This window comes from Streptomyces spiroverticillatus (assembly GCA_014650415.1).
Lineage (GTDB): Bacteria > Actinomycetota > Actinomycetes > Streptomycetales > Streptomycetaceae > Streptomyces > Streptomyces spiroverticillatus.
Genome location: BMUX01000008.1, coordinates 218,299 through 233,784, shown reverse-complemented (window position 1 = coordinate 233,784; position 15,486 = coordinate 218,299). Strand labels below are relative to the sequence as shown.

Annotated in this window: 16 protein-coding genes and 1 pseudogene; 7 read left to right on the top strand and 10 right to left on the bottom strand. The window is 71.5% G+C overall.

Annotated features, from left to right (window positions below):
* Positions 1–102 precede the first annotated feature (102 nt).
* Positions 103–957 carry an oxygenase MpaB family protein gene (locus tag IE269_RS22670; RefSeq protein WP_229898106.1) on the bottom strand — a complete coding sequence of 285 codons (855 nt, stop codon included), beginning with the start codon at positions 955–957 and terminating at the stop codon, positions 103–105.
* Between the two features lie 191 nt (positions 958–1,148).
* Between IE269_RS22670 and IE269_RS22665 the strand changes: the two genes are divergently transcribed.
* Positions 1,149–1,598 carry an SRPBCC family protein gene (locus IE269_RS22665; RefSeq protein WP_189824914.1) on the top strand — a complete coding sequence of 150 codons (450 nt, stop codon included), beginning with the start codon at positions 1,149–1,151 and terminating at the stop codon, positions 1,596–1,598.
* 102 nt (positions 1,599–1,700) lie between these two features.
* Here IE269_RS22665 and IE269_RS22660 read toward each other — a convergent pair whose 3' ends face one another.
* Both IE269_RS22660 and IE269_RS22655 read right to left on the bottom strand, forming a co-directional pair.
* Positions 1,701–2,198, bottom strand: a complete 498-nt coding sequence (locus IE269_RS22660; RefSeq protein WP_189824913.1) for a hemerythrin domain-containing protein — start codon at positions 2,196–2,198, stop codon at positions 1,701–1,703.
* Between the two features lie 102 nt (positions 2,199–2,300).
* Positions 2,301–3,311 carry a BtrH N-terminal domain-containing protein gene (locus IE269_RS22655; RefSeq protein WP_189824912.1) on the bottom strand — a complete coding sequence of 337 codons (1,011 nt, stop codon included), beginning with the start codon at positions 3,309–3,311 and terminating at the stop codon, positions 2,301–2,303.
* 170 nt (positions 3,312–3,481) lie between these two features.
* On the opposite strand from IE269_RS22655, the gene ppk2 reads away from it, so the two are divergent.
* Positions 3,482–4,429: a polyphosphate kinase 2 gene (gene ppk2, locus IE269_RS22650; protein WP_189825065.1), complete on the top strand. Its 948-nt coding sequence runs from the start codon at positions 3,482–3,484 to the stop codon at positions 4,427–4,429.
* 4 nt (positions 4,430–4,433) lie between these two features.
* On the opposite strand, the gene IE269_RS22645 is transcribed toward ppk2, so the two are convergent.
* From IE269_RS22645 to IE269_RS22625, 5 genes are all read right to left on the bottom strand, one after another.
* Entirely contained in the window at positions 4,434–5,102 is a 669-nt protein-coding gene (locus IE269_RS22645) for a deoxynucleoside kinase (RefSeq protein WP_189824911.1), read from the bottom strand.
* 273 nt (positions 5,103–5,375) lie between these two features.
* The gene (locus tag IE269_RS22640; RefSeq protein ID WP_189824910.1) at positions 5,376–6,257 is read right to left on the bottom strand and encodes a phosphatidylinositol-specific phospholipase C domain-containing protein; all 882 of its coding nucleotides are present in this window, start codon (positions 6,255–6,257) and stop codon (positions 5,376–5,378) included.
* 138 nt (positions 6,258–6,395) lie between these two features.
* The gene (locus tag IE269_RS22635) at positions 6,396–7,904 is read right to left on the bottom strand and encodes a sulfite exporter TauE/SafE family protein (protein WP_189824909.1); all 1,509 of its coding nucleotides are present in this window, start codon (positions 7,902–7,904) and stop codon (positions 6,396–6,398) included.
* A complete protein-coding gene (locus tag IE269_RS22630) occupies positions 7,901–9,100 on the bottom strand; it encodes a tetratricopeptide repeat protein (protein WP_189824908.1) in 1,200 nt (399 codons plus the stop codon). The genes IE269_RS22635 and IE269_RS22630 overlap by 4 nt, the downstream gene beginning before the upstream one ends.
* Complete coding sequence (locus IE269_RS22625) at positions 9,097–10,569, bottom strand: DUF4331 domain-containing protein (protein ID WP_189824907.1); 1,473 nt, start codon at positions 10,567–10,569, stop codon at positions 9,097–9,099. Before IE269_RS22625 ends, IE269_RS22630 begins: the two co-directional genes overlap by 4 nt.
* 366 nt (positions 10,570–10,935) lie before the next feature.
* On the opposite strand from IE269_RS22625, the gene IE269_RS22620 reads away from it, so the two are divergent.
* Entirely contained in the window at positions 10,936–11,643 is a 708-nt protein-coding gene (locus tag IE269_RS22620; RefSeq protein ID WP_189824906.1) for a hypothetical protein, read from the top strand.
* A 56-nt stretch (positions 11,644–11,699) separates the two neighbouring features.
* Here the strand turns inward: IE269_RS22620 and IE269_RS22615 are convergent, their stop codons facing one another.
* On the bottom strand, positions 11,700–12,353 hold the full coding sequence (locus tag IE269_RS22615; RefSeq protein WP_229898077.1) for a TetR/AcrR family transcriptional regulator: 654 nt from the start codon (positions 12,351–12,353) through the stop codon (positions 11,700–11,702).
* 166 nt (positions 12,354–12,519) lie between these two features.
* Here IE269_RS22615 and IE269_RS43280 point away from each other — a divergent pair, with 166 nt between their 5' ends.
* The 4 genes and pseudogenes from IE269_RS43280 (at position 12,520) to IE269_RS22605 (ending at position 14,474) form a co-directional block, all read left to right on the top strand.
* Entirely contained in the window at positions 12,520–12,756 is a 237-nt protein-coding gene (locus IE269_RS43280) for a protein kinase family protein (RefSeq protein WP_229898075.1), read from the top strand.
* A 39-nt stretch (positions 12,757–12,795) separates the two neighbouring features.
* Positions 12,796–13,041: pseudogene (locus tag IE269_RS43810) on the top strand (protein kinase domain-containing protein); the annotation flags it as partial.
* Between the two features lie 43 nt (positions 13,042–13,084).
* Entirely contained in the window at positions 13,085–14,146 is a 1,062-nt protein-coding gene (locus tag IE269_RS22610) for a protein kinase domain-containing protein (RefSeq protein ID WP_308436974.1), read from the top strand.
* The gene (locus IE269_RS22605) at positions 14,136–14,474 is read left to right on the top strand and encodes a hypothetical protein (RefSeq protein WP_189824905.1); all 339 of its coding nucleotides are present in this window, start codon (positions 14,136–14,138) and stop codon (positions 14,472–14,474) included. The genes IE269_RS22610 and IE269_RS22605 overlap by 11 nt, the downstream gene beginning before the upstream one ends.
* On the opposite strand, the gene IE269_RS22600 is transcribed toward IE269_RS22605, so the two are convergent.
* Positions 14,449–15,474, bottom strand: coding sequence for an agmatine deiminase family protein (locus IE269_RS22600; RefSeq protein ID WP_189824904.1), 1,026 nt, complete (start codon positions 15,472–15,474; stop codon positions 14,449–14,451). The two genes, IE269_RS22605 and IE269_RS22600, sit on opposite strands and share 26 nt — an antisense overlap.
* Between the last annotated feature and the right edge of the window lie 12 nt (positions 15,475–15,486).

The following is a 15,486-nucleotide window of genomic DNA, read 5'->3' as shown; positions in this document are numbered from 1 at the left end:
CTGCGATGCCCTGACGCCTTCTTATATAGCCCACCACCCAGAATGTTGACAAGCCTCGACTCAACTAAAGTGCGGGACGCATTCCGGGGGCGCACGGTCGAGCTATCGCTGCCGCACCGGTGCCATCGCCCAGCGGATCAGTCCCGTCACCGCCGCCCCCGAAGTACGGGTCAGCGGTGCGAGGGGGCCCGCGCTCAGGCCCAGTTCGGTGCGGGCCCAGCCCGGCATCAGCGCGGCCGCGTTCGCGGTCAGGGCACGGTAGGGGATCCGGGCGGGCCACGGGAGAGGGGGTTCCGCGACGATGAACCGGGCCGCGTCCCGGGCGGCCGCCGTCGCCCGCAGTTCCGGGCGGTAGGCGGCGAGGACCGCGCGCAGCTGGGCCACGTCCGAGGGAGGTCGTGCCACCCCGAGCGCCTCGGCGACGCGGGCCGTGTCCCGTACGTACGCATCGCAGTCGGCCGGCGAGAGCGGGCGGGCGCCGAACGCCTGGTGCGCGGCGAGAAAGCTGTCGACCTCCGCCGCGTGCACCCAGGCCAGGAGGTGCGGGTCGCCCGCGCGGTAGGGGCGTCCGTCCTCGGCGGTGCCCTTCACCCGGGCGTGCACCGCGCGCACCTGGGCGACCGCCGCCGAGGCGTCGGCGGCGGTGCCGTACGTGGTGACGGCGAGGAAGGTGCTCGTACGGGCGAGCCTGCCCCACGGGTCGCCCCGGTAGCCGGAGTGCGCGGCGACCGCCGCCATGGCCAGGGGGTGCAGGGACTGCAGGAGCAGGGCGCGCAGCCCGCCGACGAACATGGACGCGTCCCCGTGCACGATGCGGATCGGCCGCTCGGGGCCGAACCAGCGCGGGCCCGGCGTGCCGTGGATGCGCTCCCGGTTGACCGGTCCGTCCGGTCCGGCCACCTGGGCGAACAGCTGACTCCCCAGGCGGCTTCGCAGGGCTTCGCTGGTGCGTCGGATCACGTCCGTGCCTCCCGTGTGCACTCGCCGGTCTCCCCAGTGTGCGGCCGTCGGGCCGTGGTTTCGGATCCGGGCTCATAGGTCGGGGCGTGGCGGGCACCAGGGGCGTGAGGGAGAAGAGATCCCCACTGCGGCTGGGCGCCCACAGCGTCCGGTTCTACCAAGCCGAAGAGGAAGGATGCTCTGTGTCTGTGTCGAAGGTGGAAGAGTCCGTCGAGGTCGAGGTCCCGGTGCGCACCGCGTACGACCAGTGGACCCAGTTCGAGACGTTCCCGCGCTTCATGGACGGTGTCGAGCGTATCGAGCAGCGCACGGACCGGCTCACCCACTGGGTGACGAAGATCGGTGGTGTCAGCAAGGAGTTCGACGCCGAGATCACCGAGCAGATTCCCGACGAACGGGTCGCCTGGAAGGCCGTGGGCGGCGAGGTCAGGCAGGCGGGCGTGGTGACGTTCCACCGCCTGGGCGAGTCCAGGACCAAGGTGATGCTCCAGCTCGACTACGAGCCCGAGGGAATCACCGAGAACGTCGGGGACAAGCTCGGGGTCGTGAAGGGCAAGGTCACCGGTGATCTGAAGCGGTTCAAGACGTTCATCGAGGACCGCGGCCACGAGACAGGCGCCTGGCGCGGCCAGGTCTGACGCTGCCCCGGAACAGCGGCCGGATCCGACCCGGCTCCGGAAGAAGGGCGGCCCCGTGCGGGGCCGCCCTTTCCGCGCGCTCAGGACCTGCTCAGACCGTGCTCAGGCCTTCTCGATCACCTTGCGTACGTTCTCCACGCTGCCGCAGTCGTCCTTCAGGTACTCCTCGCGCGCCCTGAGGAAGGCCGCGCCGAGTTCCGCGCGGCGGTCGTCGGCGACGTTCTCGCGGGCGCCGTTGAGGATGGTGCGTTCCTCCTCGTCCAGGTGGTGGGTGACCGCCTCGACGAGTTCCTCCAGCTTCTCGTCCCATTCGTCGGAGCCGACCTCCTTGACCTCCAGCAGCGCCAGCAGCGCCTCGTTGCCCTCCGTGTGCTCCTCCGAGCCGTGCTCGACCTCTTCGTCGTCGATGTGCTTGTAGCGCTTGAGGGCGGGGTACACCGCGTCCTCCTCCGCCTCGCCGTGCGCGATCAGCAGCGCGGAGAACTCCCGCAGCGCCCCGGCCCTGTCGTCCTCCACGCTGCGCATCCGGCGGAAGAGCTCCTCCATCCGGCGGTGGTCGTCCAGAATCAGTTCCACCACGTCCTGCGACTGCTGTGCCATGGTTCGTCTCCACGTACGGTCGGCGGCATCGTCCCCACCCGGGTACCCCGCCCCGCGCCCGCACCCGCCTTCCACTGAGCCGAACGTGATGTCGAGGCATCCCTACAGGGCGACGAGCTCCGCCATCGCCTCCCGCTCGACACGGGCGAGGTCGTCGAGGAGTGTTCCCGCTCGTACGAGGTCCTGCGCGTCGCCCGCCCCGCCCACCCCGCCCGCGTCGCCCGCCCCGCCCGCCGCCTCGACGAGGCCGGCCACCTCCGTCCACAGGGTGGCGGCCTCGGCGTACAAACGGTGTCCGGTACGGAGGCGACTGCTGTCGAGCAGCCCGGTGCACTCGGCGAGAAAGTCCCGGTAGAGGTTGCGGAAGAGTGCGCCGCCGGTGCCCGCCCGCTCCATGAGGGCGGCGGCCCGGGGCAGGTCCGTGCCGGGGTCTTCGGTGCGCTCCAGCCACTTCGGGACCTGCCGGGCAGCCTTCTCGATGCCCCGGTGGCCGAGGTTCGCGATGGGCGGGTTCAGGAAGGCGTGGGCGCAGGTCGTGATCGCGGGGACGATCCGGTCGTACGGGGAGACCGGCGCGGCGGGCGCGGTGAGGGTGAAGGAGCGGTTCCGGGCGGTCATGGGGCCGCGCTGGGCCCGGGCGCGGGCCAGGGAGTCGAGGCCGGTCGTGACGGCTCCGCCCTGCGGGGCGGTGTCGATCAGGTGGGCGCGCTCGTCGTCGTACCCGTACAGCGCGACGACGTGCCCGCCGAAGTGGACCTTGGTGGTGAAGTACTCCAGGTGGAAGCTGTCGAGCTGGAGGCCGACCGGGCGGCCCGCGTCGAGGGGGACGGCGACGTTCTGCCAGGCCTTGCGGGCGGAGGTGGTCTCGGCCGCCTGGAGGTCGAGGCCGAGGGTCGCCGCCAGGTTCCGGGTCAGCTCGAAGGGCTTGACCCGGCCGCCGAGGAAGGGGAAGCCCATGCTCTTGCTGTCCCAGTAGACGAAGGACAGCCCGGAGCCGAGCCCGAACAGCATGGGCTCGGAGAGGTCGATCCCCTCATGCCGCAGCAGGACGCCCAGCGCGGTCGTCTCGCAGTGCCGGGTGTCGCGGACGTCGATGTCCTTCACCATTCTCATGGCGGACATTCTCGCCGCTGCCGCCCTTTCGGATCCGGTGCGGGTCGCCGGGGGTACGTCCGGGCTTCCCGGGTACTGCGAGGGGAACACCCCCCTTCGCACCGACCCGACGAGGAGCCCCCGTGGCAGTCCCGGACGAGCAGCCCACCGCCCGGTCGCGGAGCGTGACCATGTCGTCCGCCGCCGCGGAACTGCTGGCCGGGCTCCAGGTCGACGAACAGCGGCCCGAGCAGCCCGTGCTGCTGGACGAGGACGGCCGGCCCCTGCGGACCTGGCGGGAGAACTACCCGTACGACAAGAAGCTGGGACGCGCGGCCTACGAGCGGAACAAGCGCATCCTCCAGATCGAGCTGCTGAAACTCCAGAAGTGGGTGCGCGAGACCGGGCAGCGGGTCGTGGTGGTGTGCGAGGGGCGGGACGCGGCGGGCAAGGGCGGCACCATCAAGCGCTTCACCGAGCGCCTGAATCCTCGCGGGGCGCGCGTCGTGGCGCTGGACAAGCCCACCGACCGCGAGCGCGGGCAGTGGTACTTCCAGCGGTACATCACGCAGCTGCCCGCCGCCGGGGAGATCGTCTTCTTCGACCGGTCCTGGTACAACCGGGCCGGGGTCGAACGGGTCATGGGCTTCTGCACACCCGACGAGTACCAGCACTTCTACGCGCAGGCGCCGGTCTTCGAGCGGATGCTGGTCGACGACGGGTTCGTGCTGGTGAAGTTCTGGTTCTCGGTGTCGCAGGGCGAACAGCGCACCCGGTTCGCGATCCGGCAGGTCGATCCCGTACGGCAGTGGAAGCTCTCCCCCACGGATCTGGAGTCGCTGGACCTGTGGGACGCGTACACGGCGGCAAAGGTCGACATGTTCCGCACCACCGACACCGAGCACGCGCCGTGGACGGTGGTGAAGAACAACGACAAGCGGCGGGGCCGGATCGAGGCGATACGGCACCTGCTGCTGCGCTGCGACTACACCGCCAAGGACGAGGAGGCGATCGGCCCGGCCGACCCCCGGATCATCGGAGCCGCCGACACGCTGCTGGAGTCCGGCGAGGAACCGACGACGCTGTCACCGACGCCGCTGCTGTCGCAGGCGGACGGGCCGGGACGCCACCCGGTCTGACGGGTCAGGCGGCTGCCCGGAGCTTGGCGACGGCCAGGGCTTCCTTGACCTCGCGGGCGACGCGGGCGGCGTCCGCCGGGTTGTTCACCACGTCGGTGCAGGTCATGTCCACGACGAGGACCTCGCTGGCCGAGTAGTGCTTGTGCACCCAGTCGTCGTAGCCGGACCACAGGGTGCGGTAGTACTCGACGAGGCTCTCGTCCTGCTCGAAGTCGCGGCCGCGCAGGCCGATGCGGTGCAGCACGGTCTCGAAGTCGGCCTTGAGGTAGACCATGAGGTCGGGGGCCTTGCGGTAGGGCAGGCCGTCGATCTCGCGCATCATCTCGTCCAGCAGGCCCTCGTAGACCTGCATTTCGAGGGCGGTGATCCGGCCCAGGTCGTGGTTGACCTTGGCGAAGTACCAGTCCTCGTAGATGGAGCGGTCCAGGACGCTGTCGCCCGTCTTGTACGCCTCCTTGATCGCGGCGAACCGGGTCTGGAGGAAGTAGAGCTGGAGGAGGAAGGGGTAGCGCTTGGCCTGGATCTCCTCGGGGCTCGCCGTGTAGAAGAGCGGGAGGATGGGGTTGTCGTCGACGCTCTCGTAGAAGACGTCGCTGCCCAGTTCCTTGGCGATCAGCTCGGCGACGCTCGTCTTGCCGATCCCGATCATGCCACCGACGCAGATCACTGCCATTCCTCGCTTCTCCCCGGGGGTCTGTGCGTACGCGGTCGGGTGGGCTGGGCACCCCACACCGCGGGGACGCGGGCCGGCCGGCCGCTCTCTTCCCCAGGGTCCTGCTGTGGTCGTTCACCGTGCCGGGGTCGCTCGGGGGCTGACTCGGCGGGGGTCGCTGCCCCGCGACCGCCATGAAGCATAGACGACGCTTTGGCCACGGGTCCCGCTCGGGACGGCCTCCCCTTGGGGCGAGGCCACCCCCTTCGGCCTCGCCCCCCTGACGGGCGCGGGTCAGTTGTGCTGGATCAGGGTTTCCACCAGGCCCTGCCTCGTCCCGGAGAAGTCCAGCGGGACGATGCCCAGGCCGCGCCACCCCTCCGCCTCCGGGCGGTTCAGCAGGGCGTGCACCTTGGGGTTGAGGCGGTCGGCGTTCCAGCGGGGTGGGAGGCCCGCAGCCGTACTGACGAAGTTGAGGTACTGCTTGCCGGGCTGGGCGGCGGCCTTCCTGAACTGGGCCTCGATCTTCGGGTACTTGGCGAAGGGCTCCGCCTGGTAGTCGTCCTGGATGTCGAAGACGGACGTGTCGCCCCAGCGGATGCCGCCCGGCAGGCCGCCGTTGTTCGCCAGCAGGACGACTCGGCCGCGCGCCTCGCCCAGCGTGGGCAGCGCGTCGGCGATCAGGAAGAGGGAGCGCCAGCCCCGGCGGTCGAGGTAGTCCGTGAAGAGGGCTCCGAACTCCCCGTCGGAGACCTCCGAATACTCCTGCTTCACCCGCATCAGGACGGTCTCCGAGGGGTGCGCGGCGAGGAAGTCGCGGCAGGCGGTGAGCACGTCGTCGAAGTTGAGGTGCTGGTAGAAGGCGCCGTGGTGGATCGAGTAGGAGCCTTCGAAGGCCCGACAGCGTATGTCCAGGAAACGGATTCCGGAGGTCAGCTGCTGGGCGATCGTGGTGTTCTGGCACTCCACCCACAGGCCGCCGTACCGCGCGCCCGAGTCGTGCGTGCCGGGAACGGTCAGGGTGCGCAGCGGCCGGGCGGAGTCGAGTCCGGCCATCCAGTCCTGCGTGCCGAGGGGCTGTACCTCACCGGCCCACGCCGTCCCCGTACCCGCCTGGGCGAGAAATCCGGCGGCGGAGAGAGCTGCCGCGCCCTTGAGGAACCCGCGTCGGTTCATGTGCAACTCGTCTCCCTGATGCCGCGTCCGTCACAGAGGTGCATCGAAGCACGTCGGGGGTCGCGTCAACCAGGGTATGGTGGGCGGAAGTTGGGGAGAAGTACCGGCTTCCGATGTGGGCGCCGGTCCTGCGGGACTTCACCACACGAGCAGGCTGCGGGCCGTGAGACCCGCGCCGACCGTCAGCATCGCGAGCGAGGTCGCCAGCGATCCGTACGGTGCGAAGCGACGCAGTGACGGCAGGCGGCGGGCGGACGCGGAAGCGAGCCGGTTCCCGCCGCCCGCCAGCAGCATTCCGGCCGCAGTGAGGGTGAGGGCCATGCCCAGGCCGTAGCCGATGACCAGCAGGACGCCGAAGTACGTACGTCCGAGGGCGATCGCACCCAGCAGCACGACCAGCGCCGAAGGACTCGGGACCAGTCCTCCGGCGAGACCGATGCCCAGGAGCGAGGAACGGCTCATCGAGTGCGAGTGCGAGTGGGTGTGGGTGTGGGTGTGGGTGTGGTCGTGATCATGCCCATGGTGGTGGCCGTGGCTGTGACCGTGCGTGTGCGTCGGTCTGCCCCGCAGGGCCCGGATCGCCGCGAGCACCAACTGGCCGCCGATCACCGTGATCAGTACGCCGCCCACCGCCCCCAGCCAGCCCAGCACCCGCTCCCCCGCCAGCCCGGCGGAGGCCGTCAGCAGCAGGCCCAGGACGAGCACTCCCGCCGTGTGCGTCACCGTGACGGTGGTGCCCACCGCGAGGGCCGCGCGTACACCGTCCTTGCGGTGGGCCAGGCAGGCTGCGACCGCAAGTTTCGCGTGGCCCGGCAGCAGTGCGTGGCCCGCGCCGAGCAGCAGGGAGACGAGCACCGCGAACAGCCCCACCGGCAGGGTGAGGTCGCGGGACCCGGTCCAGGCGGTGAGCCTGCTCTCCAGTGCGCCGAGGAAGGCGGGCGATGTGGTCGCCGGGGCGGCGGGGGCGGCCTGTTGGGCGGCGGCGGGGCTCGTTCCGGGGGTCGTGCGCAGTGCGGCGGCGGTCACGTTCAGCGGATTGTCCAGCCGGTCCTGCGGGTAGCTGCGCAGTGCTCCCGAGACGCTCTGCGCGGGCACGTCGGACGCGGTGAGCCGCACTTCGCCGTCGGCCTCCGCCGTGACCTCCTTCCAGCCGAGCCGCTGCGGGTCGGCCCCGGTGCGGAAGGTGACGGGGGTGCCGGTGCGGGAGAGGTCGGCCGGTGCGCTCAGTTCGCAGGTCAGCCGGGCGACGGGCAGGCCCGCCTCGCCGGGCGAGTAGGCGAGCGACTGCCGCGTGAGATGCCACGCGACGGGGTTGCCGTTCACCGACGCCCGTACGTCCCGCGCCACTTCGGCGCATCGGGTGCGGGCCCGGGCCTGCGACTCTGCCGGGCTGATCCGGCCGTCGTGGTCGGTGTCGGCGGCGGCCCGGTCCTGTGCCGTCGGGATCTCCGCGCTGTCGGTCACCGCCGTGTCCTCGATACGGTCCGGCAGCAGGCGGAGCCTGTCGTACCGGTTGACGGTGAAGTTGCCGAGAGGGTGGGCCGGCGCGGCAGCCTCGACCCCCGTGCCCGCAGCGGCGGCCGGGCCCGTGATCGTACAGAGCGCGGCTGCCGCCACGACGGACAGCAGGGGCGTGAAGCGCCTCATCGTGCGGATTCCTCCGGGGCGAGGTAGGGGTTGAGGGTGCGGGACTGCCTCAAGTGGTGTGCAGCAGAGGGCAGTTGGAGGGAGGTCTCGATCGCGCCGAGGTGCTGGAGGGCGTCGGCGCTGCGTCGGCCGCCAGCTGTCGCCCTGCGTGCGTACTCCAGTGCCTCTTCGCTGCGTCCGGCCCGGTGCAGCGCCCAGCTCAGCGCGTCCGCGACCGAGGAGTGCTGCCTGCGCTGCCATTCGGCGCGCAGCAGACGCACTCCCAGGTGCGGGTCCCGGTGGTTGGCCTGGTAGAGGCCGAGGCACGGGTCGACGGCTCCGCCCTGGGCGAGGGCGAGCCGGGACTGGGCGTCGAGCGCGGCGAAGGCGGTACGGGGGTCCTGGCCCAACTTCTTCTGCAAGGAGCCGAGTTCGTAGAGGAAGCGGGGTGCGGGCGTGCGTTCGGTGACCTTGCGGTAGAGGCGCAGGGCCTCCTGCGTGCGGCCGAGTGCCGCCTTGGCGCGGGCCTTGCCCGCCACGGCGTACGCGTTGCCGGGGGCGACCGCGAGGGACCGGTCGTAGTGGCGGACCGCCCGGTCGGGGTGGCCGGTCTCCAGGTCTAGGTCACCGAGGCGGAGTGCGGCGAACGAGGCGTCGGCCGGGTTCAGGGCGATCTCGGAGGCTCGTTCCAGGGCGGCCCTTGCCTCGTCCGTGCGGCCCTGGGACTCCAGTTCCTGGGCGGCGCGGGCGTACGCGGACGAGGTGGGGGCCAGGTCGAGCAGCCGCTGCACGGCGGCGGTCGCGGCGGCCCGGTGACCGAGCTGCGTCTCGGCGTCGGCCAGGACCGCGTAGCCGGGGGCCCGGTCGGGGGCCATCGCGGTGGCCTTCAGCGCGTGGGCGCGGGAGGCGGCGAAGTCGTGGCGGGCTCCGGCGAGCATGCCGGAGCCGACGACGGCGGTGTAGTTGTCCCGGGGCTGGAGTGCCAGGGAGCGGGCGAGCGCGCGCTCGGCGGTGGCGAGGTGGCTCTCGTCGAGGGTGGAACGGGCCAACTCGATGGATTTCAGCGCTCGTTGGGAGTGGGCGAGGGATGCCGTCGGCGCATGGTCCGGCAGTGCGGGGGATTCCGTGGGGCCCAGTGCCAGCAGGCCTGTGGCGCAGGCGAGTACGACGAGGGTCGACGCGCTTGCGCCCAGGGCGGCTCGGACGGGACGCCTCACAGTCCGGCGTGCGGCAGATTGACGTACGGGAAGGTGTTCTGCGCGGGGGCGGGCTGGAGCTTGGCGATCGGCGGCGGCAGGAGGGCGGGGATCACGGGCTTCGCGGCGGGTTCGCCCATCAGCATCCGCAGCAGCGGCGGGTCGATGTGGTCGTTGATGCGGCGGCCGTTGGGGAAGCCCTGCCGGTCGCCGTCGATGACGCCGCCCGCCTTGGGGTTCGCGGTCAACGGTGTCGACATGTTCAGGCGCATCTCCTCGGCGGGGCGGATGGCGTCGGGGTCCGCGTCGGCGTTGCGGGCGTGCGTGTTGAGGTCGAAGCCGAACTTCGAGCCGTTGTCCTTGCCGATGCCGCTGTAGAGCAGCGCGCGGATGTCCTCGCGCGGTCCCGCGGGCACCGGCAGGTTGTTCAGGCGTCCGATGCGGGCGGGCGGGACCGGGTGGAGGGCGTCCTTGAGGGCGTCCTCGGCCTTGTGGTCGTCGGCGGCCGGGCGCGCCTGGGCCCGGTCCTCGGCACCGCCGGGCCTGGCGAGGATGCCCGTGCTGCCGTAAATGGTGAAGTTCACGTGCGGCATGCCGGAGCGGGCGACCTGCCGGTAGGACGGGCCCTGGGTGCGCAGGTCGCGGCTCAGGTCGACGCCCTCGCGGGAGACGGTGGACCAGACGCCGATCACCGGATTGCGCTGGGGGTCGCCGCGCAGGGCGAGGTCGCGCTTGGGGACCTGGACGAGGAGGGTGCTGACGTTGGTGGCGCTGAGCGGGTTGAGGTCGGGCAGGTAGCCGGGGACCGGGCCGACCGTACCGGCCAGGAACAGGCCGAAGACGCGGATGTCGGCGCGGAAGGGGTCGGCCGACTGCGTGGCCAACGTCTTGATGTTGCCGGGGAGTTGACGTACGGCCTGCTTGCGCAGCGCACCGTAGTCGGGCATCAGGAAGGCCCCCGCGTGGGAGGGTGCGGCGATGCCGTCCTCGACCAGGACCTCGGCCTTGCCGTTGCGTACCCGCTCCAGCGTGTACAGCTGACGGAACATCAGGGCCGGGTCGTTCAGCGACCGCACCGGGGCGAAGGCGATCGGGCCCACCTTGAAGGGGCGCTTGTCCTCGTTGCGGAAGGTCCAGCGGTACGTGGTGTCGGGCCGGCCCGTGCCCCGGGAGTCCACGTGGATCTCGTACCGGGAACGGGTGGTGAAGGGGTAGTTGAGCGCGGCGTTGCCGGGGAGCTGCGCCGGGCGGACGGTGACGGCCAGGGTGACCGTGTCCGGGGCCTCCGGGCTGGTGAACGCGTAGAGGTCGGCGAGGTCGGTGTCCGAGTTGACCATGTCCGTGGGGCTGTCGACGTGCCCTCCCGCGGTGCCGGTGCCGAGCAGCGGGCCACCGAGCGCGGCGCCGATCAGGACGGAGCTCGCGAGGGCGCCGCCCAGCAGGGTGCGGGGTCTTCTGCGGACGCGGGGAAGGGCGGGGGACGGCTTCACGGGGGCTCCTGGGGACGCGGGGAGGACGCGGGGGACGCACGGGTCGGTGAGGTCGACGCCGGATCCGGGGACGGGAACCGGCGGCGGTCTCCTGCCGTGCAGGTTGCAAGGTCCTCTCCCCGTACGCGCGACGGGTGCACCACTCGGGTCGCCGACTCGCACCGCATGGCCCAGCGGGGCGGGCCGTTCGGATGCGGCGGACCGGCCGTTCGGGTGGGCATTGCGGCGCGTCGTGTTGTGCGGGGAAGTGTCGACGGTGCGGGCGCGGCAGAGCGCCCTGCGGCGCGCCCCGTCGCAGGGTCGCCGAGAGCGCCCGGTCCCCCAGTCGCCGAAAACCGCCTCCGTCCCGAGGCATCCAGGAGTGTCATGAAATCCCGTACGTCCATGAACGCCGGTACGTCCACGACTGCCCGCACCTCCACGAAGGCCCGTCGGTCACTGACCGCCGCGCTGCTCGCGGCGCTCGCGCTGACCGCCGTACCGTCCGCCGCGAACGCCCAGTCGGCGGACCCGACGCCTCCCCCGCCGCCCGTCGGCGTGCAGGGGCTCTACATCTCGCCGTGGGGCAGCGCCGAGGCGGAGTGGGGCCCGGAGATGCGGGACTGGATGGAGGAGGAGGGCATCAAGGTCACCGCGCAGGCGCCGTTCAAGGTCACCAAGAACGGCTTCCGCACGCCGATCGGCGCGACCGAGGGCGACCACCTGGAGTTCAACACGAAGGCGCGGATCTTCTATCCGGGCGGCATCACGCTGTACCACCCGCGGACGAAGTCGACGATCAAGCTCGACCCGACGTTCATCACGCTGGTGCCCCCGGGCTGGTCCACCGGGCTGGAGATCAACGGCAAGAAGGTCTCCGACAACTACCAGGTCGCGTACACGACGGTCCACGACGTGCTGCTGGCCGGCCGCCCCACCTTCACCGGCTTCACGCTGCACGCGGTGCCGTTCTACCTCACCCCGCAGTTCTCCGCGCTGCTGTCCAGGACGACGAAGAGCGAGGCCCCGTCGCTCGGGACCCAGATCATCCGGCTCACGCCGAAGTTCGACTACGTGCCGACGAAGCGGTCCTGACCTGCGGGGTCCCGAGGGGGGGCTCACCCGCGGCTCACACATGGCTCACCCGCGACTCACCCGCTCGGCACGCTCAGCGTCTCGTCGAAGAAGTCGCCGACATGGGCGAGGACCTGCGCCCGGTCCGAACCGGGCAGGCCCATCGCCACATGCGTACTGAAACCGTCCAGAAGCGCCCGGATCCGGGTGGCGATGCGTTCCGCGTCCACCGCGCGCAGCTCGCCCCGGGACGCGCCCTCGACCAGGAGGGCCACCAGGTCTCGGTGCCAGGACAGCTCGATGTCCAGAAGGCGGCCCCGGGCCTCGTCGTCGAGGGAGCGCGCCCGGTTCCACAGCTCCAGCCACAGCGTCCAGTGGGGGTCGCGGGGCGCCCGGGGAACGTACAGCCGCACGAAGGCGTCGAGCCGTTCCCGTACGGGAACCTGCCGGGCCAGCGCCTGGCGGCGCTCCACACCGAGCTGCTCCTCGCTCCACTCCAGGGTGCGCAGCAGCAGCTCGTCCTTGGAGCGGAAGTAGTAGAGGAGGTGGCCGCTGCTCATGCCGACCTCCCGCCCGAGCCCGGCCATCGTCAGCCGGTCCAGTCCGTCGTCGGCGATGGCGGCCATGGCGGCGGCAAGCACGGTCTCACGCGGCGGCGCGGCCCGGCGGCGGCGCGGGGCGGGGGTGTCGGGAGTGGAGGTGTCGGGTCGGACGGCAGGGTCGTTCTTCACTCGTACGTTCTACCCGATGAGGTGGCGCAGGTGGTCCCGACTCCGAGAGGCCCGGGTCGTCGCGGGCGTCCTGGAATCGCGCACCGCCGAGCTGGTGGCCTCGCCGTACGTCGGCAACCGCCCAACCCGGTACAGGTAGCGAACTGGCGTGCGAGGATTCCACACCATGCGACCACTGACTGGCGAGGACCAGTCCCACCTCGGCCCCTACCGGCTGCTCGGCCGGCTGGGAGCCGGGGGCATGGGGCGGGTCTACCTGGGGCGGCACCGCGACGCGACGGACGCGACGGCAGACGGTCTGGCCGCTGTGAAGACGATCAGGACCGACATCGACGAACACCCCACGTTCCGGGCCAGGTTCGACCGTGAGGTGCGCGCCGCCCGACGGGTAGGCAACGTATGAACGGCACCGGTCCTCGACGCGGACACGGCCGGGAGTCCGCCGTGGATCGCCACCGCCTACGTCGCGGGTCCCACCCTCCAGGCCGTGGTGGACAGTGACTTCGGGCCTTTGCCCTCGGCGTCGGTCCATGTGCTCGCCCATCGGATGGCTCTGGCCCTCACCGCGATCCACGACGTGGGAATCATTCACCGCGACCTCAAGCCGTCGAACGTGCTGCTCACCGCGTCGGGACCCCGGATCATCGACTTCGGCATCGCCCGCGCCTTGGAAGGGACCGACTCCGACACCCTCTCCTCGACCGGTGCGAGGCCCGGCTCCCCCCCGGTACATGTCGCCGGAACAGGTACGCGGCCAAGACATCTCCACGGCGGCCGACGTCTTCTCGCTGGGCTCGGTACTGGCGTACGCGGCGACCGGCCGGACCCCGTTCGGAGACGGGGATTCCGGCATCCACGCGCTGCTCTTCCGCATCGCCTACGAGGAACCGGACCTCACCGGGATTCCGGAATCGGTGGCCGACCTGGTCGCGGACTGCCTGGCGAAGGACCCGGCCGCACGGCCGAGCACGACACAGATCGCCGAGCGGACGAGGATCGCACCGGCGGGCGCGTGGCTTCCCCCCTCCCTGCTGGCACGGGTGGACAGGTTCGCCGCACAGCCGGTCCCCGCCACGGCCACGCGCGAGGAGATCCGGCCGGCACCGCGGCCGGAGGTAAGCGCCGTCCGCGTATCCGCACCTTCGGCACCTTCCGCACCTCCGACGACTCCCGCGCCTTCGGCGACTTCCGCGAGCTGGGCCCAGGAGTCGGAGGCGGGCGCCGTACTCCACTCCTCACCGCCCACCGTGGACGAGGTACGCGTGGCCCCGCCCGCCGTACGGGTGGCCGTCGTCCACAGGCCCACGCCGACGCGCCGCCCACGCAGGCGCATCGCCACCACCCTGCTGGGCTTCGCCGCACTGGCAGCAGCAGGTTTCGGCTTCTGGTTCGGGATCGACAGCCTGTGGAAGGCCCGCACGGCCCCTACCGGATCGAATGCCAACTTCTCGGGGTCGTGGGTGACGGAGCACTCGAAGAACGTGCCGCTGTTCGTGCTCCGCCTGGACGTACCCGAGAGCTGGGCTCCCACGTACCGGGTCGATGTCATGACGGCCACGGGTGACGCCCTCTGCCGGGGCAGCGCGGTCGCGACGTACGAGAGCGCGACGAGGCTGAAGGTCTCCGAGTTCGCGCTGAGCGAGGTCGGCTCGGGACCGGCACGATCGTGCGGCGAGCCGGACAGCATGCATCTGTCGAGCGAACCGGACAACACCTATGGGGCGATCGGCTCGGGACGGACTGCCGATCACCTTCACCGACGGGGGCCTCGGTTCCGTCGCCGTGACCGGTGAACTGGGTCCGGGCAACCGCTCGTGCCGGTGGGAGGCCGCTCTCCTCTCCTACCGGAACGGGGTGCTGTCGACGACCGGCGCACAACCGGTCGCCGGTGCGCCGCAGTGCAAGGCCCCGCACGGCGCGTACAACTACAGGCTGAACACCCGCGACCGCAACGTCCTCGTACGGACCTCCACTGCCGGGAAGGGCTCCACGTCCGGCGGCACCAGGATCGTCCTGGCGCCGCCGGACGGCTCGACCGGTCAGCAGGGGACGGTCGTCGGCCTGCAAGTCGGGCCGTTGCAGAACGAGTTGAGCCCTACGAAGCGGGCTGCTGCTGCGTGATGCAGTGGATGCCGCCGCCGCCCGCGAAGATCGTACGGGCGTCGACGAGGACGACCTCGCGGTCGGGGAAGAGGCGTCGGAAGATCGCCGCCGCCTCCTCGTCGCGGGGGTCGTCGAAGGCGCAGAGGACGACGCCGCCGTTGCAGAGGTAGTGGTTGATGTACGAGTGGTCGAGCCAGTGGCCCTCCTCGTCCTTGACGCCCGCCGGGGCCGGGACCTCGATGACCTCCAGGGGGCGCGCCTTGGCGTCGGTCTCCGTGCGGAGCCGTGCGGCGATGTTCTTGCACAGCTCGTGGTCGGGGTGGACGGGGTCGGGCTGCGAGTGGACCAGGACCACGCCGGGCGCGGCGAACGCGGCGACGATGTCGACATGGCCGAGGGTGCCGTAGCCGTGGGGCGGGTAGTCGCCGGTGAGGCCGCGGGGCAGCCAGATCGCCTTGGTGGTGCCGAGCTTGGCGTGGATCTCGGCCTCGACCTGCTCGCGGGTCCAGTCGGGGTTGCGCTCGGGGCCCAACTGGACGGTCTCCGTGAGGAGTACGGTGCCTTCGCCGTCGACGTGGATGCCGCCGCCCTCGTTGACGAGGCGGGAGGAGTGGGTGGGGACCGAGGCCAGGTCGGCGACGTACGCGGCGATCTTGGAGTCGTGCTCCCAGGAGGCCCAGTCCTGGGCGCCCCAGCCGTTGAACACCCAGTCCACGGCGGCCAGTCGGCCCGTCTCGTCGTCGGTGACGAAGGTCGGGCCGATGTCGCGCATCCAGGCGTCGTCGAGGTCCTGCTCGACCAGGTCGACGTCCGGGCCGAGAAGGGCTGCGGCGCTGTCGGACTCCCCCGGGGCCACCACCATCGTGACGGGCTCGAAGCGGCGCACCGCGCGGGCCACGGCGGCCCAGGCCTCGCGGGAGGCGGCGAGTTCGGCGGGGTCGGAGAAGGTGGTGTTGGCGCTGGGCCAGGCCATCCAGGTGCGCTCGTGCGGGGCCCATTCGGCGGGCATGCGGAACATGGTCACGTCCTT

Excerpts from the sequence above, each read along its gene's own strand:
- IE269_RS22610 (WP_308436974.1), top strand. The coding sequence starts at position 13,085 with ATGTCGCCGGAACAGGTACGCGGCCAAGACATCTCCACGGCGGCCGAC.
- IE269_RS22620 (WP_189824906.1), top strand. The coding sequence starts at position 10,936 with ATGAAATCCCGTACGTCCATGAACGCCGGTACGTCCACGACTGCCCGC.
- IE269_RS22635 (WP_189824909.1), bottom strand. The coding sequence starts at position 7,904 with ATGAGGCGCTTCACGCCCCTGCTGTCCGTCGTGGCGGCAGCCGCGCTC.
- IE269_RS22600 (WP_189824904.1), bottom strand. The coding sequence starts at position 15,474 with ATGTTCCGCATGCCCGCCGAATGGGCCCCGCACGAGCGCACCTGGATG.
- IE269_RS22640 (WP_189824910.1), bottom strand. The coding sequence starts at position 6,257 with ATGAACCGACGCGGGTTCCTCAAGGGCGCGGCAGCTCTCTCCGCCGCC.
- ppk2 (WP_189825065.1), top strand. The coding sequence starts at position 3,482 with ATGTCGTCCGCCGCCGCGGAACTGCTGGCCGGGCTCCAGGTCGACGAA.
- IE269_RS22660 (WP_189824913.1), bottom strand. The coding sequence starts at position 2,198 with ATGGCACAGCAGTCGCAGGACGTGGTGGAACTGATTCTGGACGACCAC.
- IE269_RS22655 (WP_189824912.1), bottom strand. The coding sequence starts at position 3,311 with ATGAGAATGGTGAAGGACATCGACGTCCGCGACACCCGGCACTGCGAG.
- IE269_RS22645 (WP_189824911.1), bottom strand. The coding sequence starts at position 5,102 with ATGGCAGTGATCTGCGTCGGTGGCATGATCGGGATCGGCAAGACGAGC.
- IE269_RS43280 (WP_229898075.1), top strand. The coding sequence starts at position 12,520 with ATGCGACCACTGACTGGCGAGGACCAGTCCCACCTCGGCCCCTACCGG.